Source organism: Streptomyces sp. NPDC050619 (assembly GCF_040654815.1).
Taxonomy (GTDB): Bacteria; Actinomycetota; Actinomycetes; order Streptomycetales; family Streptomycetaceae; genus Streptomyces.
The window spans coordinates 48,375-67,804 of the sequence record NZ_JBFAIR010000039.1 but is presented as its reverse complement, the minus strand read 5'-3'; the positions used below and the strand labels follow the sequence as shown (position 1 = coordinate 67,804).

The 19,430-nt window shown below is 71.1% G+C and carries 17 protein-coding genes and 2 pseudogenes; 12 read left to right on the top strand and 7 right to left on the bottom strand.

Features of this window, described 5'->3' with window-relative positions; all coding sequences use genetic code 11:
* Positions 1-116: 116 nt before the first annotated feature.
* Positions 117-1,610, top strand: coding sequence for a hypothetical protein (locus AB0I77_RS42975; RefSeq protein ID WP_363288307.1), 1,494 nt, complete (start codon positions 117-119; stop codon positions 1,608-1,610).
* A gap of 15 nt (positions 1,611-1,625) precedes the next feature.
* Here AB0I77_RS42975 and AB0I77_RS42970 read toward each other — a convergent pair whose 3' ends face one another.
* Both AB0I77_RS42970 and AB0I77_RS42965 read right to left on the bottom strand, forming a co-directional pair.
* Positions 1,626-3,056 carry a SpoIIE family protein phosphatase gene (locus AB0I77_RS42970; protein WP_363288306.1) on the bottom strand — a complete coding sequence of 477 codons (1,431 nt, stop codon included), beginning with the start codon at positions 3,054-3,056 and terminating at the stop codon, positions 1,626-1,628.
* Between the two features lie 326 nt (positions 3,057-3,382).
* Entirely contained in the window at positions 3,383-4,480 is a 1,098-nt protein-coding gene (locus AB0I77_RS42965) for a chemotaxis protein (protein WP_363288305.1), read from the bottom strand.
* Positions 4,481-4,812: 332 nt separating this feature from the next.
* On the opposite strand from AB0I77_RS42965, the gene asnB reads away from it, so the two are divergent.
* Positions 4,813-6,663 carry an asparagine synthase (glutamine-hydrolyzing) gene (gene asnB, locus AB0I77_RS42960; RefSeq protein ID WP_363288304.1) on the top strand — a complete coding sequence of 617 codons (1,851 nt, stop codon included), beginning with the start codon at positions 4,813-4,815 and terminating at the stop codon, positions 6,661-6,663.
* Positions 6,664-6,739: 76 nt separating this feature from the next.
* Here asnB and AB0I77_RS42955 read toward each other — a convergent pair whose 3' ends face one another.
* Both AB0I77_RS42955 and AB0I77_RS42950 read right to left on the bottom strand, forming a co-directional pair.
* The gene (locus tag AB0I77_RS42955; protein WP_363288303.1) at positions 6,740-8,320 is read right to left on the bottom strand and encodes an alpha/beta hydrolase; all 1,581 of its coding nucleotides are present in this window, start codon (positions 8,318-8,320) and stop codon (positions 6,740-6,742) included.
* 288 nt (positions 8,321-8,608) lie between these two features.
* Positions 8,609-9,094 (bottom strand): nucleoside deaminase, encoded by a 486-nt coding sequence (locus AB0I77_RS42950; protein ID WP_363288302.1) that lies wholly within the window; start codon positions 9,092-9,094, stop codon positions 8,609-8,611.
* Between the two features lie 95 nt (positions 9,095-9,189).
* Here AB0I77_RS42950 and AB0I77_RS42945 point away from each other — a divergent pair, with 95 nt between their 5' ends.
* From AB0I77_RS42945 to AB0I77_RS42935, 3 genes are all read left to right on the top strand, one after another.
* Positions 9,190-9,966: a GNAT family N-acetyltransferase gene (locus AB0I77_RS42945; RefSeq protein ID WP_363288301.1), complete on the top strand. Its 777-nt coding sequence runs from the start codon at positions 9,190-9,192 to the stop codon at positions 9,964-9,966.
* 164 nt (positions 9,967-10,130) lie between these two features.
* Positions 10,131-11,072 (top strand): NAD-dependent epimerase/dehydratase family protein, encoded by a 942-nt coding sequence (locus AB0I77_RS42940; RefSeq protein ID WP_363288300.1) that lies wholly within the window; start codon positions 10,131-10,133, stop codon positions 11,070-11,072.
* Between the two features lie 57 nt (positions 11,073-11,129).
* Positions 11,130-12,098 (top strand): NAD(P)-dependent oxidoreductase, encoded by a 969-nt coding sequence (locus AB0I77_RS42935; protein WP_363288299.1) that lies wholly within the window; start codon positions 11,130-11,132, stop codon positions 12,096-12,098.
* A 22-nt stretch (positions 12,099-12,120) separates the two neighbouring features.
* On the opposite strand, the pseudogene AB0I77_RS42930 reads toward AB0I77_RS42935, so the two are convergent.
* Positions 12,121-12,876, bottom strand: a pseudogene (locus AB0I77_RS42930) (GNAT family N-acetyltransferase).
* Between the two features lie 249 nt (positions 12,877-13,125).
* The gene (locus AB0I77_RS42925; protein WP_363288298.1) at positions 13,126-13,389 is read right to left on the bottom strand and encodes a GlsB/YeaQ/YmgE family stress response membrane protein; all 264 of its coding nucleotides are present in this window, start codon (positions 13,387-13,389) and stop codon (positions 13,126-13,128) included.
* Positions 13,390-13,587: 198 nt separating this feature from the next.
* Between AB0I77_RS42925 and AB0I77_RS42920 the strand changes: the two genes are divergently transcribed.
* Positions 13,588-14,331 (top strand): phosphotransferase, encoded by a 744-nt coding sequence (locus AB0I77_RS42920; protein ID WP_363288297.1) that lies wholly within the window; start codon positions 13,588-13,590, stop codon positions 14,329-14,331.
* Positions 14,332-14,530: 199 nt separating this feature from the next.
* Here the strand turns inward: AB0I77_RS42920 and AB0I77_RS42915 are convergent, their stop codons facing one another.
* Positions 14,531-14,971 (bottom strand): SPW repeat protein, encoded by a 441-nt coding sequence (locus AB0I77_RS42915; RefSeq protein WP_363288296.1) that lies wholly within the window; start codon positions 14,969-14,971, stop codon positions 14,531-14,533.
* 281 nt (positions 14,972-15,252) lie between these two features.
* On the opposite strand from AB0I77_RS42915, the gene AB0I77_RS42910 reads away from it, so the two are divergent.
* The 6 genes and pseudogenes from AB0I77_RS42910 to AB0I77_RS42885 all read left to right on the top strand — a co-directional run bounded on the left by AB0I77_RS42910 (position 15,253) and on the right by AB0I77_RS42885 (position 19,411).
* Complete coding sequence (locus AB0I77_RS42910; RefSeq protein ID WP_363288295.1) at positions 15,253-15,420, top strand: hypothetical protein; 168 nt, start codon at positions 15,253-15,255, stop codon at positions 15,418-15,420.
* Positions 15,421-15,629: 209 nt separating this feature from the next.
* A complete protein-coding gene (locus AB0I77_RS42905) occupies positions 15,630-16,985 on the top strand; it encodes an FAD-dependent monooxygenase (RefSeq protein WP_363288343.1) in 1,356 nt (451 codons plus the stop codon).
* A gap of 157 nt (positions 16,986-17,142) precedes the next feature.
* Positions 17,143-17,226 carry a putative leader peptide gene (locus AB0I77_RS42900; RefSeq protein WP_363288342.1) on the top strand — a complete coding sequence of 28 codons (84 nt, stop codon included), beginning with the start codon at positions 17,143-17,145 and terminating at the stop codon, positions 17,224-17,226.
* Positions 17,227-17,475: 249 nt separating this feature from the next.
* Positions 17,476-18,030 carry an NADPH-dependent FMN reductase gene (ssuE, locus tag AB0I77_RS42895; RefSeq protein ID WP_363288294.1) on the top strand — a complete coding sequence of 185 codons (555 nt, stop codon included), beginning with the start codon at positions 17,476-17,478 and terminating at the stop codon, positions 18,028-18,030.
* A 32-nt stretch (positions 18,031-18,062) separates the two neighbouring features.
* Positions 18,063-18,236, top strand: a pseudogene (locus tag AB0I77_RS42890) (SfnB family sulfur acquisition oxidoreductase); the annotation flags it as partial.
* Positions 18,237-18,265: 29 nt separating this feature from the next.
* The gene (locus AB0I77_RS42885) at positions 18,266-19,411 is read left to right on the top strand and encodes an LLM class flavin-dependent oxidoreductase (protein WP_363288293.1); all 1,146 of its coding nucleotides are present in this window, start codon (positions 18,266-18,268) and stop codon (positions 19,409-19,411) included.
* Positions 19,412-19,430: the final 19 nt, after the last annotated feature.

Genomic DNA, 19,430 nt, shown 5'->3' with positions numbered 1-19,430 from the left:
GACACCCGTTGCCCAGTGGCACACCATCTGGCGTGCCCTGGCGAACCCTGGCGAATAGTCGCCCGGCAACTCTCACCGGGCTACTGTCAACTCAGCCGAGAACCTGGGGGCTTGACGTGAGCGGAGAACCCAACACCCGCCTGTCGGACCTGTTCGGCCTGGCCGGCTGGTCCAAGGGCGAACTCGCGAGGCTGGTCAACCGGCAGGCGGCGGCCATGGGCCATCTCCAGCTGGCGACCGACACCTCCCGGGTGCGGCGTTGGATCGACGTGGGAGAGATCCCGCGCGATCCGGTGCCGCGGGTGCTGGCAGCTCTGTTCACCGAGCGTCTCGGCCGTGTCGTGACCATTGAGGACCTCGGTCTGGTCCGGCACGGGCGCACGGGGAAACGGCCACGCGGCGGGAGTGCGGAACATCCCGACGGAGTGCCGTGGGCGCCCGAGCGGACTGCTGCGGTCCTCACCGAATTCACGGGAATGGACCTCATGCTCAACCGACGCGGTTTGGTGAGCGCGGGTGCCGTGCTCGCCGCGGGATCAGCACTCAGCAGCGCCATGTACGACTGGCTGCACACCGATCCGGCCCTGACCGCCGACGCCCCCCAGTTCGACGATCCTCTGCACGCCGACCCCGCTGGGTTCGACCGCTACGAGGCCGCCCCCATCGGGTCGCAGGAGATCGAGGAACTGGAGGGCTCGGTGGAGGTGTTCCGGGCCTGGGACGCGGCCCGCGGCGGCGGGTTGCAACGCAAGGCAGTCGTGGGCCAGCTCAACGAAGTGGGCGGCATGCTCGCCTACCGTCACCCCGACCATCTCCAGCGGCGCCTGTGGGGCGTCGCCGCCAATCTCGCCGTCCTCGCGGGCTGGATGTCGCACGACGTCGGCCTGGAGCCCACGGCCCAGAAGTACTTCGTCATCGCCGCCCATGCCGCGAGAGAGGGCGGCGACCGGCCCCGCGCCGGGGAGGCGCTCTCCCGAGCGGCTCGCCAGATGGTGCACCTGGGCCGGCCCGACGATGCGCTCGACCTGATGAAGCTCGCCCAGTCCGGTTCCGGCGAACAGGTGCTGCCCCGCACCAAGGCCATGCTCTACACCATCGAGGCCTGGGCACAGGCCTCCATGGGCAAGGGCCAGGCCATGCGCCGCACCCTCGGACAGGCCGAGGACCTCTTCGTCTCCGACCGGGGCGACGTACCGCCGCCCAGCTGGATGCAGACCTTCAAGGAGGAGGACCTGTACGGCATGCAGGCCCTGGCCTACCGCACGCTGGCCGAGCACGATCCGGGCGCGGCCGTGCACGCCCAGCACTTCGCGGAGAAGGCCCTGGCCCTGCGGGTCGACGGACGGCAGCGGTCGAAGATCTTCGACTACCTGTCCATGGCCTCCGCCTGCTTCATCGCGGACGACCCCGAACAGGCCGACCGCTACGCGCGGCTGGCCCTGGTGTCGATGGGCTCCAACTCGTCCCATCGCACCTGGGACCGGCTGCGCCAGATGTACCGGCTGACCGCCGAGTACTCCGGCTCTGTGAAGATCAACGAACTGCGGGAGGAGATCAGGCTGGCCCTGCCCAAGCCGAAGGGCAGGGGCGGCAACAGCGCACCCGCCTAGGGTGCCGCGCTGTGGTCATGAAGTCACCCTGGCGATGAGCACGCAGGCGTCGTCCTCGCGCTCGGTGTCGTCGAACTCCTCCACGACCGTCCGCACGCAGTCCTGTGCGGTGCGCGCCTCGCCGAATCGGGGGGCCAGGGCGAGGAGACGGTTCACGGCCCCTGTTCCGCTGTGTCCGGGCACCAGCCCGTCCGTGTGCAGCAGCAGCAGATCGCCTGCTTCGAGGGTCTCTTCGGCCTGCTCGTAGGAGGCACCGGGGGTCGCGCCGAGGAGCACGCCGTCCGGTGCGCGCAGCCTGCGCCCCGTCCCGTCGCGGAACAGCAGCGGGACGGGGTGTCCCGCCTGCGCCCACACCAGGGTGCGGGTTCCGGGCCGGTAGCGGCAGCAGACCGCGCTGCCGAGCGCCGGCTGCACGGTGGCGTCGAGCAACTGGTTGAGCCAGGCCATGAGTTGGGCCGGTTGGGCGCCGGCCATCGCCATACCGCGTACGGCACCCAGCAGCGTGGCCATGCCCGAGGTCACGGCGACGCCGTGTCCGGTGAGGTCGCCGATGCTGAGCAGTGTCTCGCCGTCGGCGAGTTCCAGCGCGTCGTACCAGTCGCCGCCGATCAGCGCGCTCGACGACGACGGCAGATAGTGGGCCGCGAGGTCGAGCGTCTCGGGTCCCTGGCGCGGGAGCCGCAGGGAGCCGCGCCACGGCGGCAGCACGGCTTCCTGCAGCTCGACCGCGAGCCGGTGCTCGGTCTGCGCGCGGTGCCGGTGACGCTGTAAGGAGTCACGGGTCTCGCTCACAGCCCGCTGGCTGCGGCGCAGTTCGCTGACGTCCCGCACCACGGCCCACATCGAGGCGGTGCTGCCATCAGTGTCGAGCACGGGCTCGCCCATCATGTGCACGGTCCGGACCTCGCCGTCCGGGCGTACCACGCGGAACTCCCCGTCAATGGGCTTGGCGTCGACGAGGCAGTCGGTGACCATCGCCGTCAGCTTCGGCCGGTCCTCGTCGAACACCAGGGACGGCAGCTCGTCGAGGGTCAGCGGGGGAGCGGCGGGGTCGCGGCCCAGGATCTGGTAGAGCTCGCCGGACCAACTGGCCTCGTCGGTCAGCAGGTTCCACTCCGCGCTGCCGACCCGGCTGAGCAGCGAGCCGCGCCGGGGAGCGGGCGCCGCGGTTTCGGCGGCGGGCACCGCCTCGGGCGACTCGGGCACGGGCGGCGGGCCCTCCCGCAACTGCGCCAAGTGCTCGTCCAGGTCGTTGAGTTGGTGCAGGGCCAGGTCGCACAGCGCGCGCTGCCACCGGTCCTGCGGGTCCGAACCGTCGCTCTGTGTGTCCCGCCGTACGGCGTCCACGTCGCCCTTGAGCCGTCGTGCCTGCGATATGAGCGCGTCGACCGAGCCGCGTCCGGGCGGCTGGGCGGCTGAGCGGTCCGCGGAGAGGGGGGACGGCATGACGCACTCCGATGCGGGACGGTACGACCAAGGCGGAAGGAAGGACCGTTACGACTCTTGCACAGCCCGCGACGCGCTGTAAGGGATTTGGCAACACACGAGACGAGGTTGCTTCTGGCATATGCCACAGTCTTCGGAGAGCGGTCCGGCTGTGCGTCCGGCGTACGGTGACTGGTGGGTCAAGTCGTAGACGGCGTACGGGATTTGACGGATCGCCGAGATGGCCGGCGCGTACTCAAGTATGTGTTCGACGACCCTGTGTTCTAGTCCTGTGTTCGAGGGATTGTGGCACACGTGGATCGGGCCGAGCCAGAGGCGGGCGGGCCTCAGTACCGCAGCACGCCGGCGATCCCATCAGCCTCGCCCAGGGCGCCGTCCGGTACGAAGCGGACGTCGGCGCCGGTCTCCAGGCACTGCTCGACGATCTCGTCCACGATGTCCTCGCGGGCGTCCAGGTCACCGCTCTCGGCCGGGATCAGGTGGGCGCCGCCGTCGTCACGCACCGTCACCCGGTAGTTCTCCTCGACGGCCAGCAGCCCTACCCGGCCCTCGCGGGCGTTCTGCCAGACCTCGTCGACGCCGGCCGCGAACGCCCGTCGGCCACGCGCCGTCTCGAGTTCGCGGGTCACGGAGTCGGTGCTCTTGCGGGCCTCGGCGGCGACCAGCGGCCGGACCGCCTGCCACACGGACTCGGCGGTGCCGTGCGCGAGACCTCCGTGCGGCACGCGGACGGCGTCCTTGGTGACGCTGCCGATCTCGTCCAGGAGGGACAGTGCGGCCGGCTCGCCGGTGACGTACAGCGGCCTGGTGTCCTCGCGCAGGACCGCGCTCATCAGGGAGTCGGCCTCGCGCACGAAGTGGCGGGTGTCCTCGTCCAGGAAGGCGCTGGGCAGGTCGCCGATCCGCTCCTGGCGTTCGGCGTCGAAGTTCTCGCGGCTCCTGGTCAGCGGGAAGCCGTCGGCGCGGTGCTCGGTGACGCGGTCCGTGCCGCCGTTCCACAGGGAGACGTGGTCGGGGGAGAGCGAGAGCACCCAGAAGGGTCGTTCGGCGGCCTGCGCCGAGACGAGGTTGCGGGTCAGGAAGGTGTCCGAGAGCACCACGCGTTCGGGTACGGACCGGGCCAGCGACCACACCTGGTGCTCACCGGGAGCGGCGAAGATCACCAGGCCGTCCTCGGTGTGCGCCAGGTCGATCTCGGCGAGGGCCTGGTCCAGCTGCCGGGCGACGTCGGCACGCCGCTCCCGGGGGACCGAGGGGTCGGCCTCCAGCTGCTTCTTGGCCTCGGCCACCACATTGCGCAGCCGCACCCGGTCCTGGGCGTTCTCGGGTTCGCGGCGGTGCGTGGGCGTCAGTACGGACACCGCGGGATAGGGGCGCGGGCGGCGCAGTTCGGCGAGGGTCGCGGGGCTGAGTGCGTGCTCCATATCAGCACCATAGGGCGGATTCCGGGATGCGGCATTTGGGGGTTTCGTACGGAGTCGAACTGTCACATGGGGAAGTCTTTGCTGATGGCCGATTCCTGACCGGGGTCACCCTGCATGCGGCGGATCCGCGGATATCGCGCATGCAAAGTCCGGCTGAAAGTGCGGGGTTCCGGGATCGGAGCCAGTTACATCCGTGTTGACCGGCATCCGGGCGTGACACACGCTCGACATATAAGTGCTAGTTACAACTTATTCGTCGGTGGGCGGGCGCCCTGGTGGGAAACCGCAGGTGAACAGGGGTGCTCGCCGCGGACTGGACGCAGGAGGTACATATGTGTGGCATCACCGGATGGGTCTCCTTCGGCCGCGACTTGCGCGTCGAGGGCGCGACATTGGATGCAATGACCGAGACGATGGCCTGCCGCGGCCCGGACGACCGTGGCGTCTGGGCCGAGGGGCCCGCGGCCCTCGGACATCGCAGGCTCGCGATCATCGACCTGCCCGGCGGCCGGCAGCCCATGACCGCCGACACTCCGCACGGCACGGTCGCGCTCGTCTACTCGGGAGAGGCCTACAACTTCACCGAGCTGCGCCGCGAACTCGCCGCGCGGGGCCACCACTTCACCACCGACTCCGACACCGAGGCCGTACTGCGCGGCTACCTCGAGTGGGGCGACGCCGTGGCCGAGCGACTCAACGGCATGTACGCCTTCGCCGTCTGGGACGGCCGCGCCGACAAGCTCGTGATGGTCCGCGACCGCATGGGCATCAAGCCCTTCTCCTACTACCCGACCCCCGACGGAGTCCTCTTCGGCTCCGAACCCAAGGCGATCCTCGCCAACCCGCTGGCCACCGCCCGGGTGCGCCTCGACGGCCTGCGCGAACTGTTCACCGTGATCAAGACGCCCGGGCACGCCGTGTGGGACGGCATGCGCGAGGTCGAGCCGGGCACCGTCGTCACCGTCGACCGCTCGGGCCTGAGCCGCCGTGTCTACTGGGAGCTGGAGACCCGCCCCCACACCGACGACCGCGACACCACCATCGCCACGGTCCGCGAACTCCTCGACGACATCGTGCGCCGCCAGCTCGTCGCCGACGTGCCCCGCTGCACGCTGCTCTCCGGCGGGCTCGACTCCTCGGCGATGACCGCGATCGCCGCCCGGCAACTCGCCGGGCACGGGGAGAAGGTCCGCAGCTTCGCCGTCGACTTCGTCGGACAGGCCGACCGCTTCGTCGCCGACGCACTGCGCGGCACCCCCGACACGCCCTTCGTGCACGACGTGGCCCGAGCCTCCGGCACCGACCATCAGGACATCGTCCTCGACGCACAGGCCCTCGCCGATCCCGACGTACGCGCGAAGGTCATCCAAGCCCGCGATCTGCCCATGGGTTTCGGCGATCTGGACTCCTCGCTGTACCTGCTGTTCCGGGCCATCCGCGAACACTCCACGGTCGCCCTGTCCGGCGAGTCCGCCGACGAGGTCTTCGGCGGCTATCTGCAGTTCTTCGACGAGGAGGCCCGCCACGCCGACACCTTCCCCTGGCTGGTGCGGTTCGCGAGGCACTTCGGGGAGGACGCCGACGTCCTGCGCCCGGACCTGACCAAGGCCCTCGACCTGGAGTCGTACGTCGCCGACGGCTACCGCACGGCAGTGTCGGGCATCCACCGCCTCGACGGCGAGAGCGACTTCGAGTACCGGATGCGCCGGATCTGCCACCTCCACCTGACCCGGTTCGTGCGGATCCTGCTCGACCGCAAGGACCGCGCCAGCATGGCCGTCGGCCTGGAGGTGCGCGTGCCGTTCTGCGACCACCGGCTCGTCGAGTACGTGTACAACACGCCGTGGGCGCTGAAGTCCTTCGACGGGCGGGAGAAGAGCCTGCTCAGGGAGGCGACCGCGGACGTGATCCCGAAGTCCGTGTACGACAGGGTCAAGAGCCCGTACCCGTCCACGCAGGACCCCCAGTACGCGGCCGCCCTCCAGGACCATGTCAAGGACCTCCTGGCCCGGCCCGGCCACCCGGTCTTCGACCTCGTCGACCGGGAACGGGTCCGGCGGGCCGCCCACCGCGACGCGCCCATGAGCACCCAGGCGGCACGGCGCGGCCTGGAGCGGACCCTCGACCTGGCGCTGTGGCTCGACCTCTATCAGCCGGAGCTCGCTCTCGACGACTCTCTCTGAGTACAGACACCCATTGAGTACAGAGTCCCTTTGAGTACAGAGTCCTCTTGAGACAGCCGACGCTGCCCGCCGTGCCTCAGCGGCCGTCGTCCTCCGGCCCGCAGGAACTGCCGTCGGGCGGGAGCGAGCCGTACAGCAGGAACGCGTCGACCTTCCGGTGCACGCACTTGGAGGACGTGTAACCGGTGTGGCCCTCGCCCTTGTTGTCGAGTACGACCGCCGAGTCGCCGAGGCGCTTCGCGGTCTGCACGGTCCAGTGGTACGGCGTCGCCGGATCGCCCCGGGTGCCGACGAGGAGCATCTTCGGCGTGCGGACGTCACGCACCTTCTCGCGGATGAAGTCGGTGCCCTTGGGGCGGCCGTAGCACATCAGATATTCGGTGAGCCGGTAGCGGCCGAAGACCGGCGACGCCCGCTCGTACTCGGCGCGCAGCCGGCCGAGGTCCTGGGCGATCCGGTCGGCGCCGGGGCGGTCGGGATCGTCGGCGCAGTTGATCGCCATCAGCGCCGCCGGAAGATTGTCGAGCGGAACGTCCTCGTGATCCACCAGGCCGCCGTCCGTACCGCTCCCGGCGCGGAGCCCGGCTCCGCCGCCGGAGAACCCGAGCAGCGCCCGCGCGTCACCGTCCTCTACCAGCGAGGCGAGCGCCCGCTCCAGCGACGGCCACATGTCCTCGCTGTACAGGCCCTGCGCGAGGGCGGCCACGAGGTCCTGCCCGGTGAACTCCTCGCCGAAGTCGGTCGGCAGCGGGTCCTGGTCGAGCGAGGCGACGAGCTGTTCGACCTGCTCCCGGCCCGAGCGCGCGTCCGTCCCGAACGGACAGGCGATGTCCTCCGCACACCAGTCGACGAAGTCCTCCAGCGCCGTCTGCTGTGCCTTGGCGCCCGCCATGCCCTGCTGGGACAGCGGTTCGGTGAGCGTGTCCACACCGTCGAGCACCAACCGGCCGACGTTCTTGGGGAACTGGGCCGCGTACACCGCGCCGAGCCGGGTTCCGTACGAGAAACCCAGGTAGTTGAGCTTCTTGTCGCCGAGGGCCTGGCGCATCACGTCCAGGTCGCGGGAGGCGTTCACCGTGCCGATGTGGGGGAGGACGGGTCCGGAGTGCTCGGCGCAGGCGGCGGCCGCCTTCCGCAATCGCTTGAGGACGGAGTGCGGGCTGTGGCCGACGTCCGTGTCCTCGTCCGTCGCCGCCGCGGCCTCGTCCGTGCCGTCGCCGCAACTCACCGGCGAGGACCTGCCGACGCCGCGGGGATCGAAGGCCACCACGTCGTAGCCGTTGGTCAGGCCCATGAAGTCCTTGGCTCCGGCGGCGAGTTCGCTCACCCCGGCGCCGCCGGGACCGCCGAAGTTCAGCAGCACCGAACCACGCGACTTGCCGGTCGCCCGGTAGCGGGCGAGGGCCAGATCGAGGGTGCCCGCCCGCGGCTTCGCGTAGTCGAGCGGGACGGTGACCTTGCCGCACTGGAGATCCGCGGGTGCGTCCATGCCGTCGCACTTCGACCAGGCGACCTGCTGCCCGTAGAACCGCGACAGATCCGGCTCGGAGCCGTCCGCGATGATCGCGGGCAGTCCCGCGCCGAGCAGGGCCAGTCCGGCCGCCGAGGTGATCGCGCGGCGCCGGACCTTGGGCCGCGCCGACAGCTTGGCCAGCATCGATGCCTCCAGGGACGCCCGCCAGGGACCGGTAAGTCGGCGCCCTCGATCACGATAGGCGGCCCTCGCGGGACCCGCCTCCGGGCGAGCGGGACCGCACGCGGTGCCTTACCCTTCGGCCCGGAGCGGACGGCGACCCCTGCCGGGGACGTCTTCGAACGGGTGCTGTCGATCTCGCGAGGAATATGCGGCTGCCGCGCACCTTGGGGCGGCTGTACGGTCCGTCCGGTCGCCGGTCGGCGCTCCTCGTCAAGCGCGTTGCGGAGCGTGCAACGGGCTCGGCCGGGTTCAGTTGGTGCTGCGATGGAACCGGTGGTGCAACGCGCGTACCTCGTCGGTCAGTTCGGGCACCGGGCCCTCCACCACCACACCCGGCGCCACCTCGCTGACGGGCAGGGTTCGCACCGGCGGCGCGGGCACCCCCAACTCCGAGAGCCAGGAGGCGAGTTGCTCGGAGGAGGCTACGTACACGATGCGTCCGAGGCCCACCCAGGCGTGCGCGGCCGCGCACATCGGGCAGTGCTCGCCGGAGGTGTACACGGTCGCGGCCGCGCGCTCCTGGGGTGTCAGGTGGGCCGCTGACCAGCGCGCCAGCTCGAACTCGGGATGCCGGGTGCGGTCGCCGGAGGCCACCCGGTTGTGATCCTCGCCGAGCACCCTGCCGTCCCCGCCCACCAGCACCGACCCGAACGGTTCGTCCCCGGCCTCCAGCGCCTCGGTCGCCAGCGCGACGCAGCGGCGCAGGTACGGCAGCTCGGTGTCCTTCACGACCATGGCGTACGGCCCCCTCTTCGTGTCCCCGGAGTGAGCCTACGTTCGGTGCCGTGAAGGCCGTTGCCACGGGGGCGTCGGGATGGTGGAGTGAGTGCATGGATCATGCTGCCGTACTCGCCCTCTACGACCGGGACATGCGCGAGGGTGCGCAGCCGGACGGCCCCGGAGCCCGGATCGAGCGGCCCGGGCGGGTGGTCCGCCAGGTCTCCTCGGCGCACGGCTGGAACGGCGTCGTCTGGTCCGACCTCGACGCGGCGAGCGCCGACGCGGCGATCACCGAGCAGATCGCCCACTATTCCGGGCTCGGTCGCGAGTTCGAGTGGAAGCTCTACGGGCACGACCTGCCTGTCGACCTCGGAAAGCGCCTCGCGGCCGCCGGGTTCACGCCCGAGCCCGAGGAGACGTTGATGATCGCCGAGGTCGCCGACCTGACCCTGGATGCCGCCGCGCCCGAGGGCATTCGCGTCCTCCCCGTCACCGACCGGGCGGGCGTCGACCTCGTCGCGGACGTGCACGACAAGGCGTTCGGCACCGACAGCTCCCGGCTGCGCCACCAGTTGCTCGCCCGTCTGACGGACGAGCCGGACACCGTGGTCGCCGTCGTCGCGCTGGCCGGCGACACACCGGTGAGCGCCGCCCGTATGGAACTCGTGCCGGGCACCCGCTTCGCCGGACTGTGGGGCGGCGGCACCGTCGAGGAGTGGCGCGGCCGGGGCATCTACCGCGCGCTCGTCGCCCACCGGGCCCAGGCCGCAGTGGAGCGCGGCTACCGCTATCTCCAGGTCGACGCCGTCAGCCGGAGCCGCCCCATTCTCGAGCGCCTCGGCTTCCAGCCACTGACGACCACCACGCCGTACGTGTACGTGCCGTAGGACCCGTCACGTGTCGTAGAGCCCCGTCGTCTCCCTTCCCGATCTCGGAAAACAACCCCTAGCGAGCGGGCTGACACCCCGCTCTTGCTACCGGCAATCGTAAGAGTTACAGTCTCTAACAGAAGTGAGGATAGTTCACGCACTCTTGGGGAGAAGGAATCGCCATGACCGGCTCGCTGCACACCGTCCTCGGCTCGGGCCCCGCAGGGACCACGCTCGCCCGGGAGTTGGTCCGCCGCGGCCACTCCGTACGCCTCGTCGACCGGAAGGGCGACGGGCCCGCGCTCGACGGGGTCGAGCGGTACGCCGCCGACGTCAGCACGGCCGACGGTGCGCGGGCGGCCACGGCGGGAGCCGCCGTCGTCCACCACTGCGTCAACGTCGGCTATCACCTCCAGGTCGAGGTGATGCCCCGCATCCAGGAAGCTGTCCTCGGGGCCGTCGAGGCCTGTGGCGCGCGGCTGGTCGTGCTCGACACCCTCTATCCGTACGGCGAGACCGGGGGAGCGGTGATGACCGAGGGCTCCCCGTGGCAGGCGACCAGCCGCAAGGGCCGGATGCGCGCCGAACTCGACGAGAAGTACCTCGCCGCGCACCGTGCGGGCCGCGCCCGGGTCGCCCTCGGCCGCTCCGCCGACTTCGTCGGCCCCGGCGTGCTCAACTCCTCCCTCGGCGCGGCCGTGTTCCCGGGCGCGCTCACGGGCGGACAGGTACTCGGCCTCGGGGACGTCGACCTGCCGCACAGCTACACGAGCATCGCCGACGTGGCCCGGGGCCTGGCGACCCTCGGCGAGCGCCCGGAGGGCGACGGTCGGGTCTGGCACCTGCCCACCGCGCCCGCTGTCAGTACACGCGAGGTCCTCACCATGATCGAGAAGCGGGTCGGCCAGTCGCTGGATATCGTGATCCTCTCGGAGCTGCGCCCCTTCGGACCCTTCGACCAGCAGTTCGTGGCCGAGTACGCGGAGATGTTCTACCAGCACACGGAGCCCCAGATCATGGACTCCTCGGCCTTCGAGCAGGCCTTCGACGTGACACCGACCCCGCTCGCCGAGACGCTGGACGCCACCCTGGCCTGGTACGGGGAGTGGCTCGCCCGACAGTGACGCGGATCGTCGCCGCCCGAATGTCACATCCGCGGCGGCCCGATCCGTCGCATGGTCATGGCGACGAACCAGACGGACCAGGCGAACCAGGCGAACCAGACGGACCAGACGATGAACCAGAACCAGAGCATCCTCCTCGCGGGCGCGAGCGGCGTCCTCGGCCGACACGTCACCCGCGCCCTGACCGAGGCCGGCCATAAGGTCACCGGACTCGGCAGAGGGCGAGGGAGCGGCGTGCGGGCCGACCTCATGGACCGCGAGGCACTGCTGCGCGCCGTCGACGGACACCACTTCGACACGGTGATCTACGCCGCGACCGCCCTGCGGAAGCCGCCCATGCGCCACCGCGACATGCACGCCACCAACGCCCTGCGCATCGCCGGCACCGCCCACCTCGTGGAGGCCGCGCAGTCCGTCGGCGCGCGCCGTGTGGTGGCCGAGTCGATGGTCTTCGGATACGGCTACGGGGACCACGGTGACCAGTTGGTCACCGAGGACGACCCCTTCGGCCCGCAGGGCGGCTCGCCCGAGCTGGAACGGCACATCGCCGGCATGCGCGTCAAGGAGCAACTCACCTTCGAGGCCAAGGGGTTGGAGGGCATCGCGCTCCGCTTCGGCCTGTTCTACGGGCCCGGCGGCACCGACGCCCTGCTTCCCCTGCTGCGCAGACGGCAGCTGCCCCTCCCCGCCGACCGGGGCCGGGTCCTGCCGTGGGTGGAGCTCACCGACGCGGCTCGCGCGGTGGTCGCCGCCGTCGAACACGGCCGCCCCGGCCAGGCGTACAACGTCGCGGACCGCACCCCGCTGGGCTTCAGGGCCCATGTGCTGGAAGTGGCCGAGGAGTTCGGACTGCCGAAGCCGATGACCGTACCCCTGCGGCTGATGAAACCGATGTCGTACGCGCACACGGTGATGTCGACGACCTTGCGGGTCTCCACGGCGAAGGCGGAGCGGGAGCTGGGCTGGACGCCGGCGTATCCGTCCGTCCGGGACGGACTGGCGGCGATGCGGGCAGCCACCCGCTGACCGACATGACAGGCGCGCCGGCCTACAGGTCGAACCGGTACTCCACCGTCCGGTGCGGCGGCAGGTACCCGAGCGTGTCGTTGACGGCGCGCATCGGCGCGTTGCCGTCGGCGGTGCCGGTGCGCAGTCCGGCGAGCCGGGGTGCCGTTCTCGGGCCCGGCGGATGGACGCCGCCTTCATCCAGCGGGCGAGGCCGTGACCGCGGTGTTCTGGGAGTACGGCGCTGCCGTGGTGCCGCCCGTCGCCCCGGCCGTCTCCCGGACGACGAGTTCGCAGAATCCGACCGCGGTCCCGTCACAGGCGTCGACGGCAGCCACGGTGTGCAGCAGGTCCCCGCGCTTCGCGACCGCCTCGGCCGCACTCGGTCAACCGGTAGCCACGGCACGGGCGTTGGGTCCGCTTCTCGATCGCCGGGAGGTCCGCGTCGGCCGGCGACAGCCGGGCGTACGTCAGACCCAGGACCCGGCGAAAGCCCCGCGCCGCCAGAAACAGATCGGCGGCAGAGACCCTGCTCGGCCTGCGCGAGGACCGACCGCCGCCCCGCCGCGCGCGCCGTGGCCACGGCGGCGTCCAGCAGCCGCGGGCCGACCCCCTGCCGCCGCTCCGCGCCGTGCACCGCGATCTCCAGTTCGGCGAGATGCTCCTGCTCCTGCCTCGTGAACAGCCGCAGGGAGGCGGACTCGAGCAGAACCCCGTCGGCTCCGGAGGCCAGCCAGGCCAGGCGGCGGCTGGCGGCACCGGCCCCAGGATCGGCGAGCGGGGTGATCTGCGGCGACAACGGGTCTCCGTCACGGCAGAGTGCCGAGTGGGGTGGGCGAGCCCGCCGAAGCTTGCCGCCGTGTCGTGCCGTGCGCAACGGAATTCGCGGACGCCGCCTCGCACATACTCAGCACAGGCCACTCCTGCCGTAAGCGCACGGCGCGCCGGGTGTCGCCGACGCGCCGTCTCCGCAGTCGTACGCCGCCTTCCTCGTGTTCGGGTACCTCCGCCGTACGGCGTCTTCCGTATGTACTGCCGTCTCACGCCGTCAGCGGCGTGCCTTCGAGCGGTCCAGTGCGGTCACGCCGAGTGCGGCGAGGCCGATCTGGATGAGCCACTCGACCCAGTCCACGCCCTCGGTGTCGGCCACGTCGAACGCGCCGGCGACCGCCGAGCCGATCAGCGCGGCCACGATGCCGACGACGATCGTCCACAGGATCCCGATGCGCTGCCGTCCCGGGACCACGAGCCGGCCCAGGACACCGATGACGATGCCGATCACGATGGCACTGATGATGCCGTCGATCTCCATCTCGCCCCTTTTCGTAAGACCACCCCCGCACCCATCCGAATGCCCCCTGGAACCGCGGACAGTCCGCTCTGCTTCAACCACTGGCCGAAGCGGGGTCAATATCTGTCAGACCGGCGGACCAGGCAGGTCGACGGCCGCGCCGGGCGACCGGATTTCCTCGCGTACTCTTTCGAGCCGCGACGGCGAGGGAGAGGCGGGATGCGCGTGGAGGAGTCGGTGCTCGGTGGGGGTGCGGTCAACGAGGTCGTGCGGGTCGGCGCGACCGTGCGGCGTACGCCGTCGCGACGGACGGGCTATGTACGGGACGTGCTGGCGCTGTTCGAACGGAGCGGGTGGCGGGGAGCCCCGCGCTTCCTGGGGACGGACGAGCGCGGTCGGGAGACCTTCGACTACATCGAGGGGCGGGCGGCCCTGACCCCGCGGGAGCGGGCCGCCGCGCGCCCCGACGCCAGCCTCGTGCGGGTGGCCCGGCTCGTGCGCGCGTTCCACGACCTGACGCACGGCACGCCGCTCGCCGGCGACCGGGATGTCGTATGCCACAACGACCTCGCCCCGAAGAACACGGTGTATGCCGTGGAGGGCGACGAGTGGCGGCCGCTGGCCTTCGTCGACTGGGACATCGCCGCTCCGGGGGAGCGCGTCCACGATGTCGCCCATGTGTGCTGGCAGTACCTGGATCTGGGGCCGGGAGTGGCCGACGTGCCTCAGGCGGCGTTCCGGATCCGTCTTGTCTGCGACGCGTACGGCCTCGACGGGCGGGATGGGCTGATCGACACGATCCTGTGGTGGCAGGACAGGTGCTGGCGCGGCATCGAGGCGGGCGCGGCCCGTGGCGAACCCGCCATGGTCGGTCTGCGCGAGGCGGGGGCCGTCGACGAGGTGCGCGACGCCTGGGAATGGGTCGCCGGCCGGCGTCGCGTGCTGGAGTCCCTGCTGCGCTGACGCCCCGGGTGCGCTCGATGTCGTTGTTCTCGTGCAGCCGGTCCAGCAGCCGTCCGCGCGATCCCGGGCATGACACCGTCACCGAGGACGACTTGGCCGACGAGGCCATGCCGGGCGACGTGTCCACCGGCCGGACCGCGGAGAGGGCCGGTCCGCGCTGCGCGGACCGGCCTGCGTGTCTGTCCTTCCTCGCGGGTCCCTACGGCTTGCGGGCGCTCCTCGCCGCCGTTGCGATGCACATCAGCCCCAGGATCACGGCGAGGGCACCGATGATGACGTTGTTCCAGATGACTCCGGCGTCCGGGCTGTCGCCGACGATCCACGGCGAGACGATCATCCACACGCCCAGCGCGCTGACGGCCCAGCTCAGGCCGTACATGCGCTCCGGAGTGTTGGTGAACCCGAGGGCCACCAGGCCGATCGCGATCCCCACGATCAGGTTGTGGGTCACGAGCGGGGGCTGGCTCGTCGTGTAGTGGAGTATCCAGGGGGATACGGCGCAGTACAGACCGAGCAGGAACACCGGTCCGTCCACTAGCGCCACATCGCGACCGCCGAGCACACGGGCATAGCGTGCCCGCATTTCCGAAGCATCAGGGTGGCTGGTGATGTCACCTCTGGTGGGCGAGACATTGGCCATGACTCGTCTCCTTTGACTTGCAGGCCTGACCGCGTCTGGTGCGGTATGCGGTAAGCGCCGCTTACATACATACTGCCCTTATTTCTCCTTTATGTGTAGAGGTCGGGGTTGTCCGACGGTGCGGCTGGGGCGGTCGGGACGGCCGGGGCGGCCGGGCGGTGGGTCGCGCGATCTTCCGCCCGAAGGGCCCGTGCATGACATGTTCTGATCGATCGCGGGCAGGCGGATGACACGAGCCCTGCCGGTTCGGATCGACGGTCGACGCTGGAGGTGTCTCCGCTATGGGGGCGAAGGTGCTGGAGAGGTTTCCCGCGGGAGCTCCGCGCGGATCATGGCCCGCGGAGGAGTACGCGGCGGCCCTTCGCGCCGCGGGCAAACGCGCGACGGTCGTCATGGACCTGAAGTCGGACGCGTTCCTCGTCGTGGTCCCGGCGCACGACGACGACTGACCGGCGGGAAGCGGTAGGCCGGAGGACGATCCGGGGCGGCTGTGTTCGGGCCGCGCAGAACGGCCGAAACACGGTCAACTGGCCCTGCGGAGCGGGATACTGGTGCCTTCTCGCGACGTGGCGACCAGGGGAGCGGATCGGTGAACTCTGTCGGAGAAACGGGCCGTTGGGGCGTGGGCGGCGGCCGGGGCGGGCGGCATGCGGTCGTCGTGGGCGGGAGCCTCGCGGGGCTGCTCGCGGCGCACGCCCTGGCCGGGCACGCCGACCGGGTGACCGTCGTCGAGCGCGACCGGTTCCCGGACGGCACGAAGCCGCGGCCCGGTGTACCGCAGGGCCGGCATCCACATGTCCTGCTGGAGGGCGGGCAGGTGGCCCTGGAGTCGCTGCTGCCGGGCTTCCTGGCGGAGCTGCGGGCGGCGGGGGCGCCGCGGGTGGGCATGCCGTCGGACCTGGTGCTGTGGCAGAGCGGGCGCTGGTTGCGGCGGCTGCCCGCGACGACGCACATCTACACCGGTTCCCGCGGGCAGCTCGAGGAGCTCATGCGGCGGTGGGTTCTCGCCAATCCGGTGATCAGCGCGGTGGAGGGGACCGAAGTCGTCGGGCTCCTCGGTGACGCTTCGCGTGTGCGGGGCGTGCTGTTGCGGGACCGCTCCGGCGACGCCCGCGGAGAGCAGCGGGCCATCGAGGCCGATCTGGTCGTCGACGCCTCCGGCAGCGGCACGAAGGCCCCGCAGTGGTTCACGGCGATCGGGGCCGACGCCCCGCACGAGGAGACCATCGACACGGGGCTCGCCTACGCCTCGCGTGTCTACCGAGGCAGGAGCGGCGTCCTCGACGGCGACACCGTCGGCTACTTCGTCTACCCCGGCCCCGAGCAGATCCACGGCGGCGGTGCGCTGCCGCTGGAGGACGGTACCCATCTGGTCATCGTCTCGGGGCTGCGCGGCGACGAACCGCCCACGGACGACGACGAGTTCGTGACGTACACCAAGAGGCTGCCGCATCCGCTCCTGCACCGGTGGCTGGAGGATGCCGAACCGCTCTCGCCGGCGTTCGGCTACCGGCGGGCCGCGAACATCCGACGCCGCTACGATCTGCCCGGCCGCAGCCCGGCCGGATTCCTCGCCACCGGCGACGCCCTGTGCACCTTCAACCCGATCTACGGGCAGGGCATGGCCGTCGCCGCGATGAGCGCGGTCGCCCTGCGCGACGCACTGGCCGATCCGCGCCGGACCCCCACGACACGGAACGTGCAGCGGGCACTCCTCGCGGCGTCCCGGCAGGCGTGGGACATCTCCGCCGGGGCGGACCGCAAGATGCCTGGCGCGGTCGGCAACGCGGTCGCCGGCGGGCCCGCGGACGGTGTCGCCGACTGGTATCTGCGGCGCGTCCAGGAGCGCTACGGCGGCGACCCCGTCGTGGCACGCGCCTTCCGCTCCGTGCTGACTCTCTCCGCGCCCGTCACCGCCCTGTTCGCCCCGCCCGTGGCCCGGGCCGTCCTCTTCCGCCCGCCCGCGCCGACGCCCACCGAGCCGCAGGAGACACCGGAGGAACCGGGGGCCTGAGCGAGGTGTTCGGTCCGCGCCGCGGCCGAATGCGGGTGATTTCACGGCCCGTTCGAGGAATTCCCTGGGGCACGGTCGTGAAATTCAATGGTCCGGGATACGAGACCGTTCGGGTATTCCTTGACGGCCGTCGCCGCCCACTGTCACCATCGACGGCATGATGATGCGACTGGACCTCACGCGGCGACGCCACGTCGACCTCGCGCGCGTCTCCAGCGCCTCCTGTTGCTCCGCGGCCTGATTCTCCCGATCCGCCGCCGCTCTTCCACGCCCGCCCCGTCCACGGACACCGGTGCGCCGCGTATCCACTTCACGGCCTGAATCCCGCGATAATGCGCGCCCATTCGATTCGGCGTCACCCAAATCCCCGAGCATTCCGCAACAGGAGCTTTGGCATGCCCGCAGCGCCGCTGAAATTCGCCTACTCCTGACCGCTCTCCCGGGTCGCCCGCCACGCGTGAGCGCCCCCGGGCTCCCCGAAAGAGGACCCATGGCCACCGTCCTGTCCGTCTCCGGCAGCCCCTCCGTCTCCTCCCGCACCGCCAGGCTGCTGCGCCACCTCGACGGCCGTCTCGCCGCCCAGGGTCACGAGGTCATCCCGCTCGACGTCCGCACCATCCCGGCCGAGGCCCTGCTCGGCGCCGACTTCCGGCACCCCGCGATCGTCGAGGCCACCGAGTTGTTCGAGCGCGCCGACGGTGTCGTCATCGGCACCCCCGTCTACAAGGCGGCCTACTCCGGCGTCCTCAAGGCGCTCCTCGATCTGCTCCCGCAGTACGCCCTGGCCGGCAAGACCGTCCTCCCGCTGGCCACGGGCGGCACGACCGCCCACGTCCTGGCCATCGACTACGCCCTGCGCCCCGTGCTGAGCTCCATGGGCGCGGCGCACATCGTGCAGGGCTGGTTCACTCTCGACAAGGACATCACCGCCCACGAGGACGGCTCCCTCACCATCGCCCCGACCGCGATCGAGGCCCTCACCCAGGTGCTCGACCAGTTCTCGACGGCCCTGGGCCGCACGCCCCTGCTGGCCGCGGCGGGCTGACCCCGTGACCGGGAGTCGAGCGGGGCCCGGGTGCCGGCGCCCGGTTCGATGTGGCCGGAACCCGCTTTCCCCTCAACTCGCCGAATCCACACCGGCATTGGCGTAGGGCCCACACCCATACCCGGCACGACCCGGCCCGCTGGAAGATCCAGCACATCGGCAGATACGTCCTCGACGGGACCGAGCCACCCCGCCACGGCCTCCTGTGGCAGACCTTCCAGAACGGAGAACCCCCGTGTCCCTCGCCTTCCACTGGTTCCTCCCCACCAACGGCGACAGCCGCCATGTCGTCGGCGGCGGCCACGGCACCCCGGCCACCGCCTCCGGACGGGACCGGCCGCCGACGGTCGCCTACCTGAGCCAGATCGCCCGCGCCGCCGAGGACCTGGGGTTCGTGGGCGCGCTCACCCCCACCGGCGCCTGGTGCGAGGACGCGTGGCTGACCACCGCGATGGTCGCCCAGCACAGCGAGCGCCTGAAGTTCCTCGTCGCCTTCCGCCCCGGCTTCGTCTCGCCGACGCTCGCCGCGCAGATGGCCTCCACCTTCCAGCGGCAGACCGGCGGACGGCTCCTGCTCAACGTCGTCACCGGCGGCGAGAGTCACGAGCAGCGCGCCTACGGCGACTTCCTCGACAAGGACGCCCGCTATCGCCGTACCGGTGAATTCCTGGAGATCGTACGGGAGTTGTGGGAGGGCAAGACCGTCGATCTGCACGGCGAACACCTCCAGGTCGAGGACGCCAAGCTGGCCCGGGTGCCCGACCCGGTCCCCGAGGTGTACTTCGGGGGCTCCTCACCCCTCGCCGGGGAGGTCGCCGCCCGGCACGCCGACGTGTACCTCACGTGGGGCGAACCGCCCGCCCAGGTCGCCGAGAAGATCGCCTGGGTCCAGGGACTCGCGGCGCGGCAGGGCCGCACGCTCCGCTTCGGCATACGGCTGCACGTCATCACCCGCGACACTTCCGAGGAGGCGTGGGCCGAGGCGGACCGACTGCTGTCGGGCTTCGACCCCGACACGGTGAAGTCCGTCCAGGCCGGCCTCGCCCGCAGCGAGTCCGAGGGACAGCAGCGGATGCTCGCCCTGCACGGAGGCGGCAGCCGGGACGGTCTGGAGATCCACCCCAACCTGTGGGCCGGGATCGGGCTGGTGCGCGGGGGCGCGGGTACGGCGCTGGTCGGCAGCCACGAGGAGGTCGCCGAGCGGATCAAGGAGTATCACGCGCTGGGGATAGAGGAGTTCATCTTCTCCGGGTATCCGCATCTGGAGGAGGCGTACTGGTTCGGGGAGGGGGTGCTGCCGCGGCTCGCGGCGGAGGGGGTTTGGCGACACCCTGACGGCAAGCAGGCCTCGCCCTCCGCGCAGGTACCGTTCGCGAGTTGAGCGGGGGTCGTTTCTGTTG